Raw genomic sequence first — 21308 nt, 5'->3', positions numbered from 1 at the left:
ACTGCAAACATTGTTAATATTCTGTATTGCTGTACACCTGCTTTTAACCCGTAACTTGCAAAATAATAATAATGACCAGTCCCATGAAATCATTTCTATTAAGAGTTGCCTCAATGGCAATACTAGGTAGCTCTAGCGTTAGCGCTCAAGCGGCACCCCAGTTATTGCTAATGGCCGATGATCTACAAGTGTGCTCCAGTGAGCGATTGCAATATTGTAATAGCGAATCTCGCGAGCGCCTGAATAAGAACAGCTATAAACAACAGCCGGTTTTCAAGATCACCGATGAAGGCCTGGAGCGTATTGTTAATATGGCCTGGACCGAACAGTCGAATATTCGTAATCAGGCTGTGGAAATCTTAACCAAGGCACGACAACATTTTGCCGATGACGTCTTTAGCCAACAAGAATTCGAACGTTACCTGCGTCGCAGCGACTTTAAGTTGAGCAACAGCGAGACAACGGCACGAGAGTTTTGGTTTAACTTGTTTGGTTTTGAGCAGCAAAACTTTTTTGACCTGCTAGAGCAAAAACAGGGGAATAGTAAGCGCCGCTTAAAGCCTCAGGTTGATATTAACGGTACTCGCGATTGGGTCACCAAGGACGCTTTTGCGACACTCTTTAGTGCGGCACAAGGTATTGCCGAAGCCAAACGTAAGCCTCGTATCGCCTTTGTAACAGGCGGTAGCCGCGACCCGTATCGCGATGTTGAGTATTATCAGACCCTGTTTGAACAACTGGGTTTTGAAGCGCACTGGCTGGCCATAGACGGCGCAATGCAAGCCCTGAATAATACTAATGATTCGGCGCAATGCGCTAACCTGGCCGAGTATCAGGTGTCGCGATTGGCAAGTTTCCGTCGTGATGTTTTGTACCCGCAGCTATATCAAAAGCAGCAAAAGTTATGTCGCGACCCAGAGCAACTTTATGATCTGCTGCGTCGTTCCGATGCGCTATTTATCGCCGACTCCAGTCCCTTGCTGCTGTACCACGCGTTTTATAAAAATGCCAACCAGCCCAGCGAGCTGCTGAAGAAGATCCAAGAAATGACGGCGAAAGGCCAGTTGCTGGTAGCTGCGCAAGGCGAGTCGGTTAACGCCATGGTGGGTGGTAGCAATAATGTCACTATTCTTTCTGGTGAAGGCGTACAGGTCTTAACGGAACAGCCAATTATTTATGGCAATGGTTTTGAAGCCTGTCGCTTAGGCGTTGACTGTATTTCCGTAACCAATAACCGTGAGCTTAGTTATCTTCAGTCAGGGGTGTTAGATCTTTTCCCATGGGGCACCCTGGATACGCAAGTGGCGCGTCACGGTAAACAGCCACGTTTAATTAAGGCTGGCGTGCAAAACTCAAGCTCAATGATCTTTGGTCTTGATAGTAATAGTTACGTCACTGTTGAGCGTGTTGTCGACGGCGATACGGACGATATTGAGGTGCAGGTATTTGGTGAAGGCGGCCTTTGGTTAGGCGACTTGCGTCAAAGTCAGGACTCAATGTCCGGGGCTATGCAATATGGTCCTTTTGACAGTTATTTCCTAACCCATGAGGACAAGATCAGCATGCGTGGTGGCGTGGTTAATGTTGAACTGGCCTCTTGGAAACAAGCGGTGAACACCACCAGTGCCGGTCCGCTAGTGAATACATCGACACCCTTTAGCCGTGCCAACTATCATAAACTGGGGCAAATGCAGTGTAATACCGGGGCGGCCACCGCCGGCGGTAGCAGTGATATAGACAGCCAAAGTTATGAGCTGATCTTAAACGCCAGCGGCGCCAGCAATATGCGTAAAGGGGTGTTGGTTAAAGGCGGAAAACGCATGGGCGTGTGCTCATTCGCAAGAATCTCAACGCAGATACTGCCAAAGGCACTCTAAGTTGATTACAATAGAGGGGTTTGTAGCAAAACCCCTTTTTTTATGATTGACTCTTCCCTGAGCCCCTGGGTTCGTGTTTTAACAAATCTCCTTATACGCTTCGGGACTTGGTATGCCGGCGCCATAGTCTATGGCGTGTTCATTGTTGCCGCACTGATCTTCAGCGCCATGTATTATTATGTCGCTACCGGCGAAATCATGTTGCTGGATGTTTTGGCCGTGGTATTTTTTACCGCCGTGGCAGCTCCCTTAGTGATCATGGTGGTGCTGCAATCCATCACGCAATTACAAGACTCGCAAAAATACTTAGAGACGGCGACCAAGCAAGAAAAGCTGCTCAACCAATCATTAAAAGACAATATTCGCCTCCTGAACACAGAGATCGATGAGCGGAAAATGGCCCTTAATGCCAAATATCGTGCAATCGATGAACTGCGTCGGGAAATTGCCGAGCGCAAGAAAACCCAGGTCGAGTTGGCGCAGCAGGGCATGTTGCTACGCTCCATAGTCGACTCCTCTCCCGACCTTTTCTATTACCGTGACCGCCAAGGTGTGTTTGCTGGCTGCAACAAGATGTTTGAAAAGGTGATGGACCGTAGTTCTGATCAGCTTATCGGCATGAAGGCCGAAGATATCTATCCGGCACAATTATTACCGGCGGTGCTTAAAACCGATCGTCAGGTCGAGTCCTCGCACGAGGCCGTGACCGTGGATGTGCAATATCCGGTGGATGGCGAACAAAGGTGGTTTGAGATGCGCAAGCTGCCGTTTATCAATGATAAGGGTGAATATATAGGCCTATTGGCTTTCGGTCGTGATATCACCAGTCGTAAAGAAGCCGAGCAGGCCCTTGAAACAGCCTTTAAGGACAAGGGTAAATTTATTGCTACCTTGTCCCATGAACTACGCACTCCACTCAATGGCATAGTGGGTTTAACCCGTATGCTGCTTGATACCGAGCTTAGTAAACAACAGCGCAGCTGGTGTAATACGGTCTTTTCCAGCGCCGAGACTTTGGGCAATATTTTCAACGATATTATTGACCTGGATAAAATTGACCGGGAGCAACTGGATATAGTGACCGAGCCGGTCAGTGTCGCCGACTTTATCAATGATGTGGTTAACTTTGGTGCCTTAATTGCCGCGCAAAAAGAGCTGTCATTCGATATAGAGCGCGTGGGTGAACTCCATGTATATGCGCAAATTGACCCGACGCGTTTGCGCCAGGTGCTTTGGAACCTGATTAATAACGCCGTTAAGTTTACCTCCGAGGGCGGGGTTGCTTTGAGCTGTGAACATCAGCAACAGGGCGATAATCATAGCCTGATCCTGACCGTGCGCGACTCAGGCATTGGCATTCCCGATGACCAGCTTAGCCATATTTTTGATATGTATTACAAGGCTCCGGATGCCAGCGGCGCTAATGCCATAGGTTCGGGGATTGGCCTGGCGGTGACCAAGGCTCTGGTGAGTGCCATGGGTGGTGATATTCAGGTGAACTCATGCCCAGGCGAGGGCAGCAGCTTTACCGTGAGTATTCCTTTGCAATTGACTTCTGCTCCGGTAGTCGAGAGCTATGAGTGTAAGAGCCTTAATATCCTGCTGGTTGAAGACGTGCCGCTCAACGCCGAAATCGCTACTAACCTGCTGGAGCAGCGCGGCCATGAGGTGATCTGGGCGGAAACCGGTGAAGATGCGCTGGCCTTTGTGGAAACCGAGGATGATCTCGACCTGGTGTTGCTGGATATGCAGTTACCTGATATCAACGGCGATGTGGTGGCCAGGGAAATTCGCGAACAAAGCGAGTTCGACCATCTTCCCATAGTGGTGCTCACCGCCAATGTGCGCAGTGCCGAAGAAGAGCTGCGCGGCATTAATATACAAGGTGCACTGGCCAAGCCCATCAACACCACCAAGCTCGACAATATGCTTTCACAGCTGTTTGGGATAGGCGAGGGATGCATGCAACAGGTAGCGGCTGAGCGTTTGGTGCATCAGCAAACTCTAGCGCCAACACTTAAGCTTGATGAGCGTTTGCTCGACCAGGAAATTATCAGTGAGTTTATAGACTCCATGGGAGTTACGGCGTTTTCACGCAGTGTTGCCCTGTTTGCCAAGCTTGCTCCCGGCTATCAGCAAGAACTGCTTGTTAGCGTGGCTGACGACGTTGAAGAGTATAAATCCGTGGCCCATAAGATTAAGGGGGCGGCTGGCTCTGTGGGTCTAAAGGCGGTGCAGTTGCAGGCCAAGAAGATGGAAAACCAGTGTCTTGAGGTTGAGCTGGAGTTGCGCCAAAGCTGGCTGGATGAGTTAGACGGGCAAATAAAAGAAGGGCTCGAGGCCCTTCAGTCATTCTTATCTAGTTTGGCAGATGATTAGTTATCAATCTTGCCGATGAAGCGGTAGCCTTCACCATGAATCGTGCTGATAAGCTCAGGTGTGCCGCTGTCGCTTTCGAAGTGCTTACGAATTCGGCGAATGGTTACATCCACGGTACGGTCATTGGCACGTAATTCACGGCCAGTCATATGCTTAATTAACTGTTCACGGCTAAAAATACGACCCGGTGAATCAAGCATCAGACGTAGGGCACGGTATTCACCCTTAGGTAGGCGCTTAGATTCGCCTGCAGGTGAAGTAAGGCAGCGACTGTTTTCGTCCAGCTCCCAACCGTTAAAGTTTACAACGCCATCTGAATCTAGCGCCGGATCGTCCTTGCTCGCCGCGGTGCGAGAAATAAGGTTACGGGCGCGAATGGTTAACTCGCGAGGATTGAATGGCTTGGTAATATAGTCATCAGCGCCAATTTCTAAGCCTAGAATACGGTCGACATCGTTGTCACGACCGGTCAAGAAAATAAGGCCAACATTACGCTTCTGGCGTAACTCGCGCGCGAGGATCAGGCCGTTTTTACCTGGTAAGTTGATATCCATAACAACCAGGTTAATATCGTCATTGGTGGTGAGTTTGTCATGCATATCATCACCATCAATGGCTTCAATCACTTTGTAGCCTTCAGCTTCAAATAAGCTAACGAGGTTTAGACGAGTAACATCTTCATCCTCAACGATCAGAATGACTGGCGTTTGCATTGTTTATTAACCTTTTCGGAATAAAATATTTACATAAAGACGGAAAATAGGAACTTTCCGAATACTTGCGATTATAGGAGTATATCTAAATGTTAACAAGTAAAAACAATTTGGATAAAATTTAGACGTACTCAAGATTCTAGCTGAATATTTACACTAATTTTTCAGCCGACCTTCGTTGTTGACATACAATCGAATTTGCTCACTCATTATTCACCAAGCTAAGGCTTTGGTATGAGTGAAAAACTCAAAATCGACCTTTAATAGATAATAAATTCAAGGGTGAATTTTGAGCCAAGGAGATAGTATATCATTCTCTTTTTTACCTTCAAAGCATGGGATGGCTGTTATGTGAAAAAGTTCCTTCGTTTTTATACTTTTAGGTGTTTTTTTACGTTTGATAACGCTTTTTTACGTATTTTTCGACTTTTGTTGCGTTTAGTTAAACAAAAAAACACCCATGCTGCCCCCGTGTGATCATTATCAATAAGATGATTAAGTTGTAAGCAAGAGAATGAGTGAGGAGAGAAGTACCCTTATGTTCAAAACAGGTGTTAAAGACATAGCTCCGGCATCACTTGATGTCTACCTTGATGCTTATACGCAGGCCTATTTTGTTTTTGCCCAGCGCTTGCCCAAAGCGACAAGTGGCTGTGTAATTACCGCCTGTAATCCCTATGGGCGGCAAGTAGGAATACGTAAAAACCGTCATCAACTGGGTTTGTTGATTGATGCTGTTAGGCATCATGGTTATAGCCTGGGCTTTGGTGGCGACAAGCGCATGCAATATCGTGAGGCCAGTGTATTTGTACGCTGCAATCCCAAATTGGGGTGGGGTTATTTGCGGCGCTTTCAGCAAAATGGTGTGTATCTAGTGCGTCGAGGAGTGTTGTATTTATTGTTGGCGGATGGCCGGGAGCTTAAGTTAGGTTGTACGCTAGCAAGTAGAATACGAAAACGCCCTGGTTTGCCGCGGCTAAACAGGGCGCAAGTACTTTAGCGGTTTTGATACACGGCAAAACGTTTGGTTTTTGCCAAGGTACCATGATGCTTAAAGTGCGTTTGCAGTTGCTCTGGGTAAGCCAGGAAACTATTGGCCACCAGGGTTAGCTCGCCACCTCGGTTTAAATGATCCTTGGCGGCGGCAAAGAAGCGTTCGGTGATCTTATAATCGGTTTTTAAGCCGGTATGGAACGGTGGGTTGCTAATGATCAGATCAAAGCGCTTATCCACTTCACTTAAGCCGTCACTCAGTAACACTGCACCATCTACATCATTAGCGGCAAAGGTTTGCGCCGTGGCATAGCCAGCCAGGGCGTTAACGTCGAGCCCGGTAACCTTGACCTTAGGGTTTCGCTTGGCACAGAAGCTGGCAATAATGCCGGCGCCGCAGCCAAAGTCCAGTAAGCTTTTGGCTTTTGGATAAGCGGGTAGGCTATCTAGCAGCAGGGCGGTGCCGTCGTCCAATTGCCCATGGTTAAACACCCCAGGCAGGCTGACGACCTTGCACTCTATGCTTTGCCCGGCGATATCTCGGGTTAGCGTAAAGGTTTTATGGTAACGGCTAATATCAAACTCGGTTAACAGAGCGATATCCGTGTATTGATACAACTGGCAATGCTTGGCCGAGTCAAGCTTATGACCTTGAGCCAGATCTTTGAGCTGTTTCTCGATAGACTTAACGCCACCTTTTTTCTCGCCTACGACTAAAAGTCTGGCATCAGCATTGATGCTGGCACGAATATTATCTAGTGTCATCAGGGCTTCGGCCTTGGCCTTAGGGTAGTAGTAGATCACCAGATCAAACTTTTGCTCCGGCAACTGATGAGACACTAAAGTAGTGACATTGGCGCCGCTTAGTTGGTTTTTTGCAAACTGGCCGTCGGCAAAATTGTAACTAAACAGGCAAATATTTGCGTGCGGGTTCAGGGCTCGCAATTGGTGAGCGAAACCATCGCAGTTAAAGTTAACCACTAGAATTGAGTCGGCGCTCAATAGCTCATCACTGCGCAGCAACAGCTGCGATGGATTACTCAACTGCATCTTATTTCACGCGCTCGAACATAAGATCCCATACTCCGTGACCAAGACGGTGACCGCGTTGTTCAAACTTGGTAAGGGGACGGGAATCTGGGCGCGGCATATAGTCATTGGTAGGTGACTGGTTAGCGTAGTTTTCACTTGCCTGCATTACTTCAAGCATGTGCTCGGCGTAATTTTCCCAGTCGGTGGCCATATGGAAAACACCACCGATTTTTAATTTGCTGCGTAGGCTCTCGACAAACTCAGGCTGTACTATGCGACGCTTATGGTGGCGCTTTTTATGCCAAGGATCTGGGAAGAACAGCTGTACCTTGGCTAGTGAACCGTCGGCGATACAATCTGCCAGCACTTCTACGGCATCGTGTTCGAATACGCGCAGGTTAGTAACTTCCTGGGCATCGGCATCCATTAAACAAGCACCCACGCCAGGGCGGTGTACTTCAATGCCGATAAAGTTGCTGTTTGGGTCGTTCTTGGCCATTTCGACCAATGATTTACCCATGCCAAAACCGATTTCCAGCACAACTGGGTTGTCGTTGCCAAATACCTTGGTGAAATCAAGTAGGCCGTTTTTATGCTCTAGGCCCATGCTTGGCCAACACTTTTCTAATGATGCTGCCTGACCTTTGGTTAAGCGGCCTTCACGTTTTACAAAGCTGCGCACCTTGCGAATGTATTTGCCTTCGCGCTCGGCTTGCGCAAGAGCCTGTTGTGTTGATTCACTCATGATAGTGACAGTCCTAATGAAAATGGGTGCGTATTATCCCCACTTGCGTGCTTAAGTACAAGTCGGTGGCTATTGATATTTATCGACACAATTATAGACTGGGCGCAATTTAAAAAAGCAAAGAGTAATGTAGTGGAATTATCTCAAGAAATGCGAACCTGGTTCGCCGAGCAGATTGTCGATTGGTACGACTTATGTGGGCGTAAAACCTTACCTTGGCAATTAGCAAAAACGCCTTATAAGGTTTGGGTTTCGGAGATCATGCTACAACAAACCCAGGTAGCCACAGTGATCCCCTACTTTAATCGCTTTATGGCACGCTTTGCCACAATAGAGCAGCTGGCTGCGGCCGATGAGGACGAGGTGCTGCATCATTGGACCGGGCTGGGTTATTACGCCCGAGCCCGTAATCTGCATAAAACCGCTAAGCTGATTTGTGCCGAGCATAAGGGTGAGTTTCCTAAAACCCTGGAGCAGGTGATGGCACTGCCAGGTATTGGTCGCTCCACCGCCGGCGCCATTTTAAGCTTATCGCGCGGGGAGCATCATCCCATTTTGGACGGTAACGTTAAACGTGTGTTGGCTCGCTGCTTTATGGTTGAGGGCTGGTATGGGGTTAAAAAGGTTGAAAATCAGCTGTGGCAGCTTAGTGAACAGCTGACCCCTAAAGATGGTGTTACTCAGTTTAATCAGGCCATGATGGATTTGGGCTCAAGTCTCTGCTCTCGCAGCAAGTTTGATTGCGAACCTTGCCCGCTTAAAAGCCGCTGCCTGGCGTTTACACATAATAAGGTAGGTGAATTTCCTCACTCTAAGCCGAAAAAACAGGTACCGAAGAAGAGCTGTACCATGCTTATTCCCGTTATCAATGGGCAGACCTATATGGAGAAAAGGCCCAATAGTGGGATTTGGGGCGGACTGCACTGCTTTTTGGAATTTGCCGATAAGGATCTGGCGCAGCAATATGTGGCACAGCAAGGGTGGCAAGGCAGGGCCCATGAACTTGAGTCATTTACCCATATATTTTCCCATTTTCAGCTGAATATTAACCCCGTGGTAGTGCAATTGGATAAGGTACCGGCAGCCCTGGCCGATGGTGGTCTTCTGGATTATGACCTGGAGGATGAACCTCAGGTTGGTCTCGCAGCCCCGACCAAGAAGTTGCTGAAGCAACTAAAGCGTCACTTGGCAGATGCGAGCACTAGTGCATTAGGGTAAACTAACATACAAATATAAGCAGATGCGTAGGTGAGGATTAATATGGCACGCACAGTATTTTGCCAAAAATTGCAAAAAGAAGCTCCAGGACTGGATTATCAGTTATACCCGGGCGAAGTGGGCGAGAAAATCTTTAATAATATTTCCAAAGAGGCCTGGTCTCAGTGGCAGCAAAAGCAAACCATGCTGATTAACGAGAAGCACCTTAATATGATGGAGCCTGAGCATCGTACTTTCCTTGAGGAGCAGATGGTGGGCTTCCTTTTCGAGGGTAAAGAAGTCGAAATCGAAGGTTACAGACCTCCTGAAAAATAAGCGATTTGCTGGGATTTTCGGCAAAAAATCCCAGTTTGCATGAATTGTGTGCAAACGAATTGTTTATTTTAAAAAATGGTTGACTTGATACCCTAAAAACCGTTTAATACGCCGCACGCCCAGATAGCTCAGTCGGTAGAGCAGGGGATTGAAAATCCCCGTGTCGGTGGTTCGATTCCGCCTCTGGGCACCATTATTTGGTGTTTTTGATTTAATCGAGAATACGCACACTTTTGTGTGCCTGCTTAGCTCAGTTGGTAGAGCAACTGACTTGTAATCAGTAGGTCGCCAGTTCGACTCCGGCAGCAGGCACCATTTATATTTGCCCAGATAGCTCAGTTGGGCGAAACGAAACCGAAGCACAGCTTCGCAGTTCGTTGAGGTGGAGTCAGGATGACGACAGGACCTCGCTTCATGGATGAATTTAGAGCACAAGAAACTAATTCTTGCCCAGATAGCTCAGTCGGTAGAGCAGGGGATTGAAAATCCCCGTGTCGGTGGTTCGATTCCGCCTCTGGGCACCATTATTAAATGTGGTGCTAAACAGCACCATTTTTATTGCCCAGATAGCTCAGTCGGTAGAGCAGGGGATTGAAAATCCCCGTGTCGGTGGTTCGATTCCGCCTCTGGGCACCACTAATAAAAAAACCCTGATCAGCAATGGTCGGGGTTTTTTATTGCCTGAAATTTAGTGGCTCAGGCGCAATCTCACGCTCTTTATTGCCTGAAATAACCTTACGGATATAAAAAAGGCGGCCCTTAGGCCGCCTTATAACTAATTAGCTAATTAAGATCAGTAAATTTTACCTTCGGCGTCATCCTTTAACGGGGCTACGCGTGAGGGCGTGGCTTTCGCGCTTACCAGCGGCTCGCTTGCCATGGCCAATAGGGTTACCGACTTATAAATAGATTCAAAATCCAAGTTTGCCAGCTCGTCTTTCGGTGTATGGTAGTGGTTGTTATTGGCCATATCCGTTGAACTAAAGCTATGTGCGGGTACGCCCATGCCCGCTAATGAGGCATTATCGGAGCGGTAAAATAAATTCAGCTTAGGATAGGGGTTGGCCTGAATATGATTTTCTTCGGGCAGGCTTTGGTTTAACAGGGTTTGTAAGTCAGACTTGTCAGCTCCCGTCATCCACAGCTTACCGCTGCCAAATGGAGAGGGTTTACCGATCATTTCGATGTTGATCATGGCGGCAATCGCATCCGGGTTTTGCGTCTTTGCAAAGTGTTTTGAGCCGATCAAACCCATCTCTTCCGCGGTGAAGGCGGCAAACATCAGGGTGCGCTCATTATCACCAAGGTGGGCATAATGCTGCGCCAGATTCAACATGGCGCCGGTGCCAGAGGCGTTGTCGTTGGCACCGTTATAAATGGTATCCTGCTCTTCGCTCTCTTCTTGCTGATGGTCATGTTGATCGCCTTTGCTTTCGCCCAGGTGATCATAGTGGGCGCTAAAAAGTACCATGTCGGTGTCTTTGCGCTTACCGGGTAACACGCCAACAACATTGGTTAGTTGCTGCGTCTTAACCTCATTGACTACTTTAACGTCCAGATCTTTTACTTCACCCTGATGGTCTAGCACCAAGACCATGGCACCTTGGTCTTTAAGCTCCAGCTTGGTCAGGCCATTATTAAAATAGTTCTGATAACGGCTGAAGACTTCTTCGTGAGCTTTATCAATAAGAACCAGGTGATTACCACCTTGTTGGTTTAATTTGCGCAGTTGTTCACGAAGATCAGCGTCGGCGGAGATATGAGTGATAATCAGCTCATGAGTTTGTTGCCAAGAAAAGCCGGCAGACTGAGATACAGTAGCGACTCGTTCTGCTGCGATTAGCTGGCCATCTAGCGCGACCGATACGGACTTGGGAATCACGGAGTGCAGATTGAATTGCTGTTTAAAACTTTGGGTACCCGGCATGGGTTGCAAACCTATGCTGGTAAAACGCTCGACTATGTAGTCGGCGGCAACGTCAATTTCCTTAGAGAAGCTTTTGCGGCCTTTGAGGTCGTCGCTGGCCAGGTAGCTGATATCCTGCTGCAGCTGTGCTCGTTCAAAATACAGAGCATTATTGGTTGAACTACAAGCGGTTAGTGTTGCCGCGGCAATTAGACTAAGTAGCGGGAGCTTAGTTTTCATTTTTGATTCCCATAAAATTACGTAAAAATAACAAGCACAGCACGCCTAGGCACTCCTTGCTCGGATTTCAGTGTAATAAAAAAGCAATAATGAAAAAAGCTCAGTGGTCGATATCGCCCGAGGGGATAGTAAAGCATATTTGCCACAGGTGTAAGTAAGCACTTACCTTGCTAGTGAGAAAGCAAGGTAAGAGTGAGAGCTAAGGGTGCGGTTGCTTATCCTACCCAGTGCACCAGCCAGGGATAATAAAGTGGTACCAAAAGCGGTGTGAGTATGGCGCTTAATGCCATGGCTGCTGAGGCATAGGCAGCACTTAACTCGTTATCTGCGATGGCGGTTGCCGTACCTATGGCATGACAGGCACCGCCCAAGGCCAGGCCCTGGGCACTGCGCTCCTTGATGCCAAACAGGCGCAACAGGCTAAAGCCGACGATGGCGCCGACTACGCCAATAAGGATCACCATGGAGGCGGCTATGCTGCCGATGCCGCCCAGTTGCTCGGTCACTAACAGGGTGATGGGAGTGGTCACCGAAAGGCTGGCTAAGGATGCCTTTAGTTGCTGTGGGGCATCAAGTAAGGTGGCAATAACATAGGCACTGCTGGTTGCCATAATAACACCCACGGCTACGGCGATAAGGATCAGCAGCAATTGCTTTTTAAGCTGATGTATTTGTTTATACAAGGGCACCGCCAGTGCTACCACGGCCAGTTCCAAGAGGTAATTAAAGGGAGACGTGGCGCGGCTGTAGCCGGGCAGATCAAGGTCAAACAGCAGCAGGCATAAAACGGACGCAATTATGGTCCATAAGACAGGGTTTAACAGCGGTGAGTTCACTTTAGCGTGGAGCTGGCGTAAACATAGAAAAGCGATAATGGTCAAAGGTAGCGCCAGCCACATCATGATGTGCCCCTTAGCCTTTGCATTAAAAAGCCTATACTGATTAAGCCCAGCGCCGGTACCAAAAACAAACAAAGCAAAAGCACCAACCAGTGCTCGCTAATAAGCGGGCTATGTTCTACCACCTTGGCGGCGGCGGGCACGAAAAACAGCGGCATAAAATTAAGCAAGGGTTGTGTGCCCGGCAGCAACCAGTGCAACTTTATTAGCCCAAGCTGCAGGGTTAAAAACAGCGCCAACATGGCGCTGAGCGGTGCCGGGAAGGTGAGCGCCAAGTGGTCACTCACTAAATGTGCAACAACGAGAAAGGCGCTTAAAATGGCCCAGCTTCTCAGTAGCTGCAAAGCCGTTTTGGCATGCTTACCAAGAGCGGCGGTGTTGATAGTCATATTGTTTATCACTGCTGGCGTTTTTAACTGCGATACGGGTATTTTTACACATAAGCAGGCGCACCTGCGACCAGGTTTCTTTTGCTAATTGGCGCCTGTGACCTTGGCGGTAAGCACTGGTGGTCAGACGCTTAATGGCGGCTATAGCATCAGGGGAGCGTTCGATGATATCAGCGATCAGCACCTCTGCCGCGGCCATGGGGTTTTCCTCTATGGCAGAGATAAGCCCGATTTCGCGCGCCTGAACTGCATCAATCGGCTGTGCCGTCAGCGCCAGGCGTTGATAGTCATCGGCTTTAAGCAGGCTTGGAATAATCAGGCTGGCGCCCATATCCGGACACAAGCCCCAGCGCGCCTCCATAATGGCAAAGCTGGCATCCTTACTGGCAATGCGAAAGTCTGCGCCAAGGGCGATTTGCATGCCGCCGCCCCAACAGCGCCCTTGCGTCAGGGCTATTACAGGCACATTTAATTCTTGCCAGCCTAAGGTTACGCGCTGCGCCAGGTTCTGATTGCCCGGCAGCCATTTAAACAGTAGCGACACTACCTGACGCGGCTTGGCCATCACACCTTTAACATCCAGGCCGCTACAAAAATCCTGGCCTTGGGCATCCAGAATTACAGCGCGTATATCCTTACGCTTTTTAATGGTTTTTATGACCTTATCAAGCTGTTTAAACATCTCATAATTCAAGGCATTACGCTTTTGCGGCCGTGCTAGGGTGACATGGGCTATTTGTTCTTTAAAGCTGAGCGTTATCATTATTATCTCCTCTGACCACTAGCAATGTAACGCAAAGGGTTTGCCCTGTCATTTTGTTATGCAACTTCATTGATAGTATGTAATTTATTCAACAATAAGTTTGTTTACATGGTATTTATATAATCTAAGGATAAATACAGTAAGTCACAAATTAGTCTATATTTTCAAAGAACTGAGAAGCGCTATTGAGGTCGACTTGATGTAATCTCCGCGGGGATTAATTGCGCGCTTATCATTATTAGCTATCAAGGAGAGGGAGTATGCTCGGCGTACCTTCGAATAAAAGTTCATTTACAAAGAAGATCTTAGCCGTGGCGCTTACGGGTGCTACGTTAACACTGGTCCAAGGGTGCTCAGAAAAACCCGTCGCCAATCAGAACGCCCCTGCTCCCGCAGTATCGGTCTATGATGTTCAAGTAGAGGAAATTGGTCAATATCGTGAATTTGTGGCTCGCACCGAGGCATTTCAGGAAGCCAGTATTCAGGCGCGGGTGTCTGGGGAGCTGATTGAACGCACCTTTATTGAGGGTTCTCAAGTTGAAAAAGGGCAGTTGCTGTTAAAGATTGATCCTTCCGAATACCGTGCCAGCGTCAGTGAACTTGAGGCTACCTTGCGCAGCAATAAGGCCATTGCCGACAGGGCAGAGCGCGATCTTAAGCGTGGTCGTGAAATTGCCTCCGATGGCTTTATCTCTGCCGCCGACTTAGACAAGTTAGAAACCAACTACAATCAGGCGCTTGCTGCCGTTAAGGCCAGTGAAGCCGGATTGGAAAAGGCGAGGTTGAACCTGGGCTATACCGAAATTCAAGCGCCTTTTAGCGGCATGATAGGTAAGGTAAATTACGATGTTGGTAATATCGTTGGCCCTAACTCCGGCTCGTTAGCCGAGTTGACCGATATCGACCCTATCTACGTTAACTTCCAGGTTGAGGAAGCGGATTACATTACCTATCAACAGCAGCAACAGCAAAAGAACGCAGATCCCAGTAAGGTGCAATTAGATCTGGCCCTGCGTTTACCAAACAATACGGATTTTGCGCAAAACGGTGAGCTCGACTTTGCCGACACCAAAATTGATCGTAGCACGGGCACGGTGGAACTGCGTGCCAAGTTTGATAACCCGGACGGCATAGTGATGCCTGGGTTGTTTGTGACCCTGATTGTAGAAAGTAAAGAGAAGCAAAAGCAGGCCCTGGTGCCGCAAGCGGCGGTGCAGGTGAATCAGCAGGGTAACTTTGTGCTGGTGGTTAAAGAAGATAATACGGTGGCGCAGCGATTGGTGAAATTGGGCCGTCGCATCGATGCCATGTGGGTTGTTGACTCGGGCCTTGAGCAAGGCGAGCGAGTGATAGTTGAAGGCTTACAAAAGGTGCGCTCAGGTATTAGCGTGCAGCCGGTGCCAAAGCAGATAGACAAAAAAACCGGTACCCTTAGCGACAAACAATAAGAGAGTCTCCAATGATCAGTAAGACGTTTATTTATAGACCGAAATTGGCTTTGGTGATCTCCATTGTGATCACCTTAGCCGGGCTTATTGCCATGACCCAATTGCCGGTCAACATGTACCCGCAAATTACCCCGCCCCAGGTTCAGGTGTCGGCTTTTTACGCCGGTGCCAGCGCCCAAACCATAGAAGAAACCGTGATCCGGCCCATTGAAGAAAAGATCAATGGCGTTGAAGGCATGATGTATATCGAGTCCACCTCCAGCAATAATGGCTCGGCCACCATAACCGTGTATTTTGAGGTGGGTACGGATACCGATATGGCTCAGGTGAATGTGCAAAACCGGGTCTCCCTAGCCGAACCTTTCTTGCCGCAAGAAGTACGCCGCCAGGGCGTGTCGGTGAAAAAAATGTCGAGCAACATGTTGATGGGTGTGAGTCTGTACTCAGACAATCCGGATATGGACTCCAGCTTCTTAAGTAACTATGCCACTAACTATCTGACCGAGCCGCTCAGTCGTATTCCAGGCGTGGCAGAGGCTAGTGTCATGGGTGATTTGACTTACTCCATGCGGGTCTGGTTAAGGCCGGATAAAATGGCCTCTCTTGGGGTGACGGTTGTAGAAGTGAAAACCGCCCTGGAAGAACAAAATACCTTGGTGGCCGCCGGTAAACTCGGTGCTTCCCCGGCGCTTCCGAATCAGCAATTTGAATATGCTATTCAAGCACAGGGGCGCTTTATAACGCCGCAGGAATTCGGTGAAACCATTATTCGCTCCAACCTAGATGGCGATTTTGTTCGCTTAAAGGATATTGCCCGCGTTGAGCGTGGCGCCAAGAGCTATGCCGGTACGGCCAAGTTGAATCAGCAAGACACCGGCTTTATCGTTATCTATCAGCTTAGCGACGCCAATGCGACTGAGGTTGCCGAAAAGGTTAAAGCGCGGATGGAGGAGCTGTCAAAGCAGTTCCCCGACGGGCTTGAATATAAAATCCCTTATGACACCACCAAGTTTATCAACCGCTCTATAGAAGAAGTTAAAGTGACTCTGTTCCAGGCGGTAGGCCTGGTGATCTTAGTGGTCTTCTTATTCTTGCAAAATTGGCGCGCAACCCTGGTCCCCACCCTGGCTATTCCGGTTTCACTGATCGGCACCTTTGCCGCCATGTTGGCCATGGGTTTTTCCATTAACCTGATCACCCTGTTTGGTTTGGTACTGGCCATAGGTATAGTGGTGGATGACGCCATTATCGTTATCGAAAACGTTGAGCGTATTTTACGAGAAGAAAAGCTTCCGATTAAGGATGCGGTTTTTAAGGCCATGTCTCAGGTGGGTGGGCCCATTATCGCCACCACCTTAGTATTGCTGGCGGTGTTTGTGCCTGTCGGCTTTATGCCGGGGATCACGGGTGAGCTATATAAGCAGTTTTCTGTGACCATCTCCTTTGCGGTACTGATTTCATCGGTAAACGCGCTGACCCTGAGCCCGGCCCTTTGTACCTTGTTGCTTAGTGCCGAGAAAATGAAACCGATTAAATGGTTGCGTCCATTTGAAAACGTGATCACCAGCTCGACCAAGGGCTATACGGGGATTATCGGCTTTTTACTTAAGCGTGCCGGTCGTATCGGTATTATCGTTGTAGTGCTGTTTGTGGCCACCGGCTGGTTGGCGAAAAACGTGCCTACCGGTTTTGTGCCACCGGAAGATCAGGGTTTCGTATTTGTCGATATCCAGCTTCCGGATGCGGCGGCCTTAGGGCGTACCGATGCCGTGGTGCAAAAAATAGGTGACATCATAGCGCAAGATCCGGCGACCGCAGACTTTGTTGGCGTATCGGGCTTCTCACTCTTGGGTGGTGCCGGCTCTAACAACGCTCTGGGCATTGTGGTGCTTAAAGACTGGGAAGAGCGCACCACAGCAGAATTATCAATCAACCAGGTTATTAGCCGTTTGCAGGGGCAATTATGGGCGCTGCCCGATGCTCAGGCCATGGTCTTTAACGTGCCACCTATCCCGGGCCTGGGCGCCAGCTCCGGCTTTGAATATCGCCTGCTTGACTCCGAAGGGCGTGACGCGGCCGAGCTGGCCGGGGTGATGAATGGCTTGATTTACGAGGCTAATTCACGCCCTGAGCTGCAAAGCGTATTCAGTACCTTCCGCGCCAATTCGCCGCAATACTTCCTGGAGGTAGACCGTAACAAGGCCAAGGCGCAAGGGATCACTTTAGGTAATATCTTCCTTACCTTGCAGGCTCAGCTGGGCTCCTTGTATATCAATGACTTTAACCAATTTGGTCGTACCTATCAGGTGAATATCCAGGCTGAGGCCGAGTATCGCGCCAAGCCAGAGGACTTGCAGTACTACTATGTGCGTAATAACCAAGGGATATGGTGCCGCTGACCACGGTTGCCACCTTGCGACCTATACTTGGCCCAACCAGCATGAATCACTTTAATCTGTATCGCAGCGTGAGCGTCACAGGTAACGCCGCTCCTGGTTATTCCACCGGTGATGCCATTAAGGTGATGCAGGAACTCTCTGCCGAGTTGCCTGACGGTTATGTGTTCGACTGGGCGGGGCAGACTCGTCAGGAGATAATGGCCGGGGATTTGGCCGGTGTCTTGTTTGCTTTGGCCGTGCTGTTCGTGTTCTTGTTCCTGGTGGCCCAATATGAAAGCTGGACCATACCCTTTTCGGTTATTGCCGCGGTCCCGCTGGCGATTTTCGGTTCCATGAGCACCCTCTATATGCTCGGCATGACCAATAATATTTATGCTCAGGTAGGCTTTGTACTATTGATAGGTATGTCGACCAAAACCGCGATTCTGATCGTTGAGTTTGCCATGGAGCAAAGAGCCGCCGGTAAGACTATTTTCGAAGCCGCGAAAATTGCCGCCGAGCAGCGTTTTCGCGCCGTACTTATGACCGCCTTGTCGTTTGTGCTCGGGGTGCTGCCTTTGGTATTGGCGACCGGTGCTGGTGCCGCCAGTCGGGTGTCTCTGGGTGTCACTGTTATGTCAGGGATGATAGCGGCGACCGTACTGGGTACCTTATTGGTTCCGCTCTTCTACACCTATGTGCAGAATATGCGTGAGGGGGTTAAGCGTAAGCTCGGCATAGACCCGAACCCCCAAGAATAAAAATATCAACAAGCCGGGAATTTCCCGGCTTTTTATTGGTCCTATGCACATTGCCCATAACTTTTGTTATTATCGGCACAAACAAGAGTAAATAAAGAAGCCAGCATGTCCGGACCCAGATTATTTAGCGCCGAAGAGATCACTCACCACGCGTATGAAGTGTTTTTAGAGCTCGCTCCAGAACATTTGAGCGAACAGGATATTGATGACTTTAATGCTCACAGAGAAGAGCTGGGTTTTATTGAAGAAAGTGAACCAAGCGCGGACTGGCAGAGCATAGTGGCAATGGAAATCGAGCCAGAATTTTACAGTGAAGTGACCATAGGTCTGGAGCTGGAAAATGAAGATATCGTTTTTGCCCGGGTGTTGATCAGCCGAGATCAGGATGCCCCTTTTTGTCACGTTATTTGGAAAGAGTAAGTAGTTAGTATGCGGTTTTTGGTAGTCCTCCTTGGTTGTTTTAGTTTGAGTTGTTGGGCGGTGGATCCGTTTGAAGACTTTCACGAATACGGACAATTAACGGATGCCGAAATCCATGAAATACATCAGGGCGAAATGTTCTACGGCGATGCCGAGTTTGGCTTTATCGTCACCAGGGGCAACACAGACTCAACCAGTTTTAAACTGCGTGCCAACGTCTATCAGGACTTCACCCATTGGCGAAACCAGTTTAAATTCGACTCCCTTTATCGTCGCGATGTCGACAGCGAAACCGGTGAAGAAACCATCTCAGCACAGCGCTTTTTTGTCTCCGGGCAATCCAACTATAAGGTGGGCAGTGAAGACGCCTCTTTATTTTTGTACGGCGATTATGAAGATGATGAATTCTCTGGCCTGGATTTTAAGGCTACGGTGGCAACCGGGTACGGCAATCGTCTGTATCGCGGCGTAAAAAATACCGTGGATTTTGATATAGGTCCCGGACTTTATGTGTCTAAGGTTGACCTTGATGAGGCCGAAGGCGAGGAAGAGGCTGAGCAAAACGATGGCGATGTGACCGGCTATCTGTTGCGCCTTGCCCTGCAGTGGGAGCGTAAGGTGTCGAAACGCACCCGCTTTAATCAGTTTATAAGTGCCGAGCAATCCCTGTCTGGGTTAAACTCACGGTTAAAGTCGGAAACCTCCTTAATTAGCCAGATTATGGGTCAGCTTTCGCTAAAGTTTGCCTACTTGTATCGCTATAACTCCAAGCCAGAGACGTTAAAACACACCTATGACTCCGAGCTAAGCGCCACCTTTGTCTACAGTTTTGACTAAAAGAGTTTAATTTCTATGTATCAGCATAAACAATATGCCTGGGCTATTTTGGCCCTAATCTTGTGGATCGGCACCTTTGTCGGTATGGCGTTCTACCTAATGGGCAGCGATGGCCCCATGCTCATGTTTGCGGCAATACTGGCAGTCTGTGCCTTTTTATTTCATGGCCTGACGGTACGAGTGGATGAACAAGGGGTGGAATGGTTTTTTGGTCCGGGAGTTGGCAAAAAGCGTTTGGCCTTTAGTGAAATTAAATCCGTGGCCGTAGTCAGTAACTCGTTTCGTCATGGTATCGGTATTCGCATTACCCATGATGGCTGGGTCTACAGTGCCAATGGCTTTGCCGCTGTGGCTATTGAGTTAGAGGACGGGACCTTTTATCGGGTTGGCAGCAATGAGGCCGAGCACCTGGCCGAAGCCATCAACAAGCATTTGTCTGGGTATTTGCCGGAGCCTTCGCCGGAGCCTTCGACGAAGCAGTCGCCTAGCCAAGAAGCATAAAAAAAGGACGCATCAGCGTCCTTTTTCGCTTACAAAAAAGGCTTTCTTAGTGATCGTGGCCGCAGCCGCCAGCACCATGGGCATGACCATGGGCCAATTCTTCGGCGGTCGCATCGCGTACATCAACTACTTCGACGTCGAACTTCAACGCAATACCGGCTAGCGGGTGGTTACCGTCGACAATCACATCTTCACCCTGAATATCAACGATGATCACGGTTTGCTCGCCGTCATCCGTGGTGGCACGAAACTGCATGCCAACCTCAATATCCATGCCTTCGAACATGGCCTTAGGTACCGCCTGCATTAGTTGCTCATGACGTTCACCGTAGCCGTCTTTTGGCTCAACTTCGACGCTAAAGGTGTCGCCAGCCTGTTTACCTTGAAGCGCTTGCTCCAGGCCAGGGATCAAAAAGCCGGTACCTACGATAAATACCAGTGGCTCGCCATCAAAGGTGTTGTCTATGGTGTTGTCCGCTTTGTCGACCACACTGTAGTGCATAGTAACGACTTTGTTGTCAGCTATATTCATAATGTATTCCAGATCAATCTTCTGTCAGTGAGTAAGGCAAAGGTGCAATGGTGAACAGCACCTGTGGAGCGTGTTTTGCGCGAAGCTGAACATCTTGCTCAGTATCATTTGGCAACACGGCAAGGCCAAAAAGTTCGCCATTGGCGCTGGCTTGGGCGATTAAGCTACCGGCACGACGCCAGTTATCGCCAACCTGGCGCTCTAAGTCGAGTGGGTTTTGCTCTGCATCTAGCTCAGGGGCTAAGATGCCCTCATGCTCAGCTCGTAGCACAAACATAGCACGCTTGTTTTTACCCAGGTATTTCATACGCGCCACGGTTTCCTGACCTGTGTAACAGCCCTTGTTAAAGCTGATACCACCTAGGGCCTGCAGGTTAACCATTTGCGGCACATAGGCATCGATAGCTTCGGCATTCAGGCTTGGCTCGCCAGCTTTAATTTGTGCGCAGGCAAACTCGCCGCCTTGTTGTGGCTTGGGCAGAACGCTGTTATCGCCAATAAAGAGGGCGCGTTGGTCGTCCAAGAGGAGCACTAGGTTTTCTTGCCATTGATGGGCATTGCCGCTGATGTCGATATTTAACTGGCTGGCCAACTCCGCCTTGGGCGCTATCACTCCCAATATCTGGGCGTCGAGCTGTTCGATCTCGACCTTGCTAAATACCGCGTATTTTTTTAACTCGGCAAGAGCAAATTGTGCTTCGGTGTTTGAGCAAATAAGCACATAGCCTTGCTGATACTGGCTAATGCGAAAACAGGCCCACAGCTTGCCTTTGGCATTACACTGACCGGCCCAGCGCCAGGTGTTGGCGTCTATATCGATGACGTCTTGCGTCAACTGACCTTGCAGGTAAGACTTGGCATCATCACCATGAACATAAATGGCGGTGTTTTCGGTAACATAAACCGACAAAGTGGACATGCATGACTCCTTTGGTGCACGAGCAATTACTGTGCTTAGTGTA

18 protein-coding genes, 4 tRNA genes and 1 pseudogene are annotated in these 21308 nt (G+C 49.0%); 14 read left to right on the top strand and 9 right to left on the bottom strand.

Annotated elements, in window-relative coordinates; all coding sequences use genetic code 11:
* Positions 1 to 113 precede the first annotated feature (113 nt).
* A complete protein-coding gene (locus C2M34_RS08810) occupies positions 114 to 1877 on the top strand; it encodes a hypothetical protein (protein ID WP_105258562.1) in 1764 nt (587 codons plus the stop codon).
* A gap of 42 nt (positions 1878 to 1919) precedes the next feature.
* Positions 1920 to 4256 carry an aerobic respiration two-component sensor histidine kinase ArcB gene (gene arcB, locus C2M34_RS08805; RefSeq protein ID WP_105258561.1) on the top strand — a complete coding sequence of 779 codons (2337 nt, stop codon included), beginning with the start codon at positions 1920 to 1922 and terminating at the stop codon, positions 4254 to 4256.
* On the opposite strand, the gene arcA is transcribed toward arcB, so the two are convergent.
* Positions 4253 to 4969, bottom strand: coding sequence for a two-component system response regulator ArcA (arcA, locus tag C2M34_RS08800; RefSeq protein ID WP_105200771.1), 717 nt, complete (start codon positions 4967 to 4969; stop codon positions 4253 to 4255). The genes arcB and arcA overlap by 4 nt on opposite strands.
* A 538-nt stretch (positions 4970 to 5507) precedes the next feature.
* Here arcA and C2M34_RS08795 point away from each other — a divergent pair.
* Positions 5508 to 5969 (top strand): DUF3293 domain-containing protein, encoded by a 462-nt coding sequence (locus tag C2M34_RS08795; protein WP_105200770.1) that lies wholly within the window; start codon positions 5508 to 5510, stop codon positions 5967 to 5969.
* Here C2M34_RS08795 and C2M34_RS08790 read toward each other — a convergent pair.
* Together C2M34_RS08790 and trmB are read right to left on the bottom strand one after the other, a co-directional pair.
* Entirely contained in the window at positions 5966 to 7012 is a 1047-nt protein-coding gene (locus tag C2M34_RS08790) for a methyltransferase (RefSeq protein WP_105200769.1), read from the bottom strand. The two genes, C2M34_RS08795 and C2M34_RS08790, sit on opposite strands and share 4 nt — an antisense overlap.
* A 1-nt stretch (position 7013) precedes the next feature.
* A complete protein-coding gene (gene trmB / locus C2M34_RS08785; protein ID WP_105213718.1) occupies positions 7014 to 7739 on the bottom strand; it encodes a tRNA (guanosine(46)-N7)-methyltransferase TrmB in 726 nt (241 codons plus the stop codon).
* Between the two features lie 150 nt (positions 7740 to 7889).
* Here trmB and mutY point away from each other — a divergent pair, with 150 nt between their 5' ends.
* From mutY to C2M34_RS08755, 6 genes are all read left to right on the top strand, one after another.
* Positions 7890 to 8957: an A/G-specific adenine glycosylase gene (mutY, locus tag C2M34_RS08780; protein WP_105258601.1), complete on the top strand. Its 1068-nt coding sequence runs from the start codon at positions 7890 to 7892 to the stop codon at positions 8955 to 8957.
* Positions 8958 to 8999: 42 nt separating this feature from the next.
* On the top strand, positions 9000 to 9272 hold the full coding sequence (locus C2M34_RS08775; RefSeq protein ID WP_105200767.1) for an oxidative damage protection protein: 273 nt from the start codon (positions 9000 to 9002) through the stop codon (positions 9270 to 9272).
* Between the two features lie 117 nt (positions 9273 to 9389).
* A tRNA-Phe gene (locus tag C2M34_RS08770) sits at positions 9390 to 9465 on the top strand.
* A gap of 46 nt (positions 9466 to 9511) precedes the next feature.
* Positions 9512 to 9587: transfer RNA gene (locus tag C2M34_RS08765), tRNA-Thr, on the top strand.
* Between the two features lie 133 nt (positions 9588 to 9720).
* Positions 9721 to 9796, top strand: a tRNA-Phe gene (locus C2M34_RS08760).
* Positions 9797 to 9832: 36 nt separating this feature from the next.
* Positions 9833 to 9908: transfer RNA gene (locus tag C2M34_RS08755), tRNA-Phe, on the top strand.
* Positions 9909 to 10065: 157 nt separating this feature from the next.
* Here the strand turns inward: C2M34_RS08755 and C2M34_RS08750 are convergent.
* From C2M34_RS08750 to C2M34_RS08735, 4 genes are all read right to left on the bottom strand, one after another.
* Positions 10066 to 11418 carry a M28 family metallopeptidase gene (locus tag C2M34_RS08750; RefSeq protein ID WP_105258560.1) on the bottom strand — a complete coding sequence of 451 codons (1353 nt, stop codon included), beginning with the start codon at positions 11416 to 11418 and terminating at the stop codon, positions 10066 to 10068.
* Positions 11419 to 11633: 215 nt separating this feature from the next.
* Positions 11634 to 12320: an LrgB family protein gene (locus C2M34_RS08745; protein WP_105258559.1), complete on the bottom strand. Its 687-nt coding sequence runs from the start codon at positions 12318 to 12320 to the stop codon at positions 11634 to 11636.
* The gene (locus tag C2M34_RS08740) at positions 12317 to 12706 is read right to left on the bottom strand and encodes a CidA/LrgA family protein (RefSeq protein WP_105200764.1); all 390 of its coding nucleotides are present in this window, start codon (positions 12704 to 12706) and stop codon (positions 12317 to 12319) included. The genes C2M34_RS08745 and C2M34_RS08740 overlap by 4 nt, the downstream gene beginning before the upstream one ends.
* Positions 12678 to 13469: a crotonase/enoyl-CoA hydratase family protein gene (locus tag C2M34_RS08735; protein WP_105258558.1), complete on the bottom strand. Its 792-nt coding sequence runs from the start codon at positions 13467 to 13469 to the stop codon at positions 12678 to 12680. Before C2M34_RS08735 ends, C2M34_RS08740 begins: the two co-directional genes overlap by 29 nt.
* A gap of 260 nt (positions 13470 to 13729) precedes the next feature.
* Between C2M34_RS08735 and C2M34_RS08730 the strand changes: the two genes are divergently transcribed.
* From C2M34_RS08730 to C2M34_RS08710, 5 genes and pseudogenes are all read left to right on the top strand, one after another.
* Positions 13730 to 14917 (top strand): efflux RND transporter periplasmic adaptor subunit, encoded by a 1188-nt coding sequence (locus C2M34_RS08730; RefSeq protein ID WP_105200762.1) that lies wholly within the window; start codon positions 13730 to 13732, stop codon positions 14915 to 14917.
* An 11-nt stretch (positions 14918 to 14928) separates the two neighbouring features.
* A pseudogene (locus C2M34_RS08725) lies at positions 14929 to 18056 on the top strand (efflux RND transporter permease subunit).
* 105 nt (positions 18057 to 18161) lie between these two features.
* Positions 18162 to 18476: an HI1450 family dsDNA-mimic protein gene (locus C2M34_RS08720; RefSeq protein ID WP_105200761.1), complete on the top strand. Its 315-nt coding sequence runs from the start codon at positions 18162 to 18164 to the stop codon at positions 18474 to 18476.
* A gap of 9 nt (positions 18477 to 18485) precedes the next feature.
* Positions 18486 to 19313 (top strand): DUF481 domain-containing protein, encoded by an 828-nt coding sequence (locus tag C2M34_RS08715; RefSeq protein WP_105200760.1) that lies wholly within the window; start codon positions 18486 to 18488, stop codon positions 19311 to 19313.
* 15 nt (positions 19314 to 19328) lie between these two features.
* Entirely contained in the window at positions 19329 to 19814 is a 486-nt protein-coding gene (locus C2M34_RS08710; RefSeq protein WP_105258557.1) for a hypothetical protein, read from the top strand.
* Between the two features lie 46 nt (positions 19815 to 19860).
* Here C2M34_RS08710 and C2M34_RS08705 read toward each other — a convergent pair whose 3' ends face one another.
* Both C2M34_RS08705 and ygfZ read right to left on the bottom strand, forming a co-directional pair.
* A complete protein-coding gene (locus C2M34_RS08705) occupies positions 19861 to 20346 on the bottom strand; it encodes an FKBP-type peptidyl-prolyl cis-trans isomerase (protein ID WP_105200759.1) in 486 nt (161 codons plus the stop codon).
* 13 nt (positions 20347 to 20359) lie between these two features.
* Complete coding sequence (ygfZ, locus tag C2M34_RS08700) at positions 20360 to 21265, bottom strand: CAF17-like 4Fe-4S cluster assembly/insertion protein YgfZ (protein WP_105258556.1); 906 nt, start codon at positions 21263 to 21265, stop codon at positions 20360 to 20362.
* Between the last annotated feature and the right edge of the window lie 43 nt (positions 21266 to 21308).

The organism is Pseudoalteromonas sp. T1lg88, assembly GCF_002964765.1.
GTDB lineage: Bacteria > Pseudomonadota > Gammaproteobacteria > Enterobacterales > Alteromonadaceae > Pseudoalteromonas.
The sequence above is the reverse complement of the archived record's forward strand: the minus strand, read 5'-3'. Positions and strand labels throughout refer to the sequence as shown.

Coding starts and splice junctions, on each gene's coding strand:
- C2M34_RS08810 (WP_105258562.1), top strand. CDS start 114: ATGGCAATACTAGGTAGCTCTAGCGTTAGCGCTCAAGCGGCACCCCAG.
- arcB (WP_105258561.1), top strand. CDS start 1,920: ATGATTGACTCTTCCCTGAGCCCCTGGGTTCGTGTTTTAACAAATCTC.
- arcA (WP_105200771.1), bottom strand. CDS start 4,969: ATGCAAACGCCAGTCATTCTGATCGTTGAGGATGAAGATGTTACTCGT.
- C2M34_RS08795 (WP_105200770.1), top strand. CDS start 5,508: ATGTTCAAAACAGGTGTTAAAGACATAGCTCCGGCATCACTTGATGTC.
- C2M34_RS08790 (WP_105200769.1), bottom strand. CDS start 7,012: ATGCAGTTGAGTAATCCATCGCAGCTGTTGCTGCGCAGTGATGAGCTA.
- trmB (WP_105213718.1), bottom strand. CDS start 7,739: ATGAGTGAATCAACACAACAGGCTCTTGCGCAAGCCGAGCGCGAAGGC.
- mutY (WP_105258601.1), top strand. CDS start 7,890: ATGCGAACCTGGTTCGCCGAGCAGATTGTCGATTGGTACGACTTATGT.
- C2M34_RS08775 (WP_105200767.1), top strand. CDS start 9,000: ATGGCACGCACAGTATTTTGCCAAAAATTGCAAAAAGAAGCTCCAGGA.
- C2M34_RS08750 (WP_105258560.1), bottom strand. CDS start 11,418: ATGAAAACTAAGCTCCCGCTACTTAGTCTAATTGCCGCGGCAACACTA.
- C2M34_RS08745 (WP_105258559.1), bottom strand. CDS start 12,320: ATGATGTGGCTGGCGCTACCTTTGACCATTATCGCTTTTCTATGTTTA.
- C2M34_RS08740 (WP_105200764.1), bottom strand. CDS start 12,706: ATGACTATCAACACCGCCGCTCTTGGTAAGCATGCCAAAACGGCTTTG.
- C2M34_RS08735 (WP_105258558.1), bottom strand. CDS start 13,469: ATGATAACGCTCAGCTTTAAAGAACAAATAGCCCATGTCACCCTAGCA.
- C2M34_RS08730 (WP_105200762.1), top strand. CDS start 13,730: ATGCTCGGCGTACCTTCGAATAAAAGTTCATTTACAAAGAAGATCTTA.
- C2M34_RS08720 (WP_105200761.1), top strand. CDS start 18,162: ATGTCCGGACCCAGATTATTTAGCGCCGAAGAGATCACTCACCACGCG.
- C2M34_RS08715 (WP_105200760.1), top strand. CDS start 18,486: ATGCGGTTTTTGGTAGTCCTCCTTGGTTGTTTTAGTTTGAGTTGTTGG.
- C2M34_RS08710 (WP_105258557.1), top strand. CDS start 19,329: ATGTATCAGCATAAACAATATGCCTGGGCTATTTTGGCCCTAATCTTG.
- C2M34_RS08705 (WP_105200759.1), bottom strand. CDS start 20,346: ATGAATATAGCTGACAACAAAGTCGTTACTATGCACTACAGTGTGGTC.
- ygfZ (WP_105258556.1), bottom strand. CDS start 21,265: ATGTCCACTTTGTCGGTTTATGTTACCGAAAACACCGCCATTTATGTT.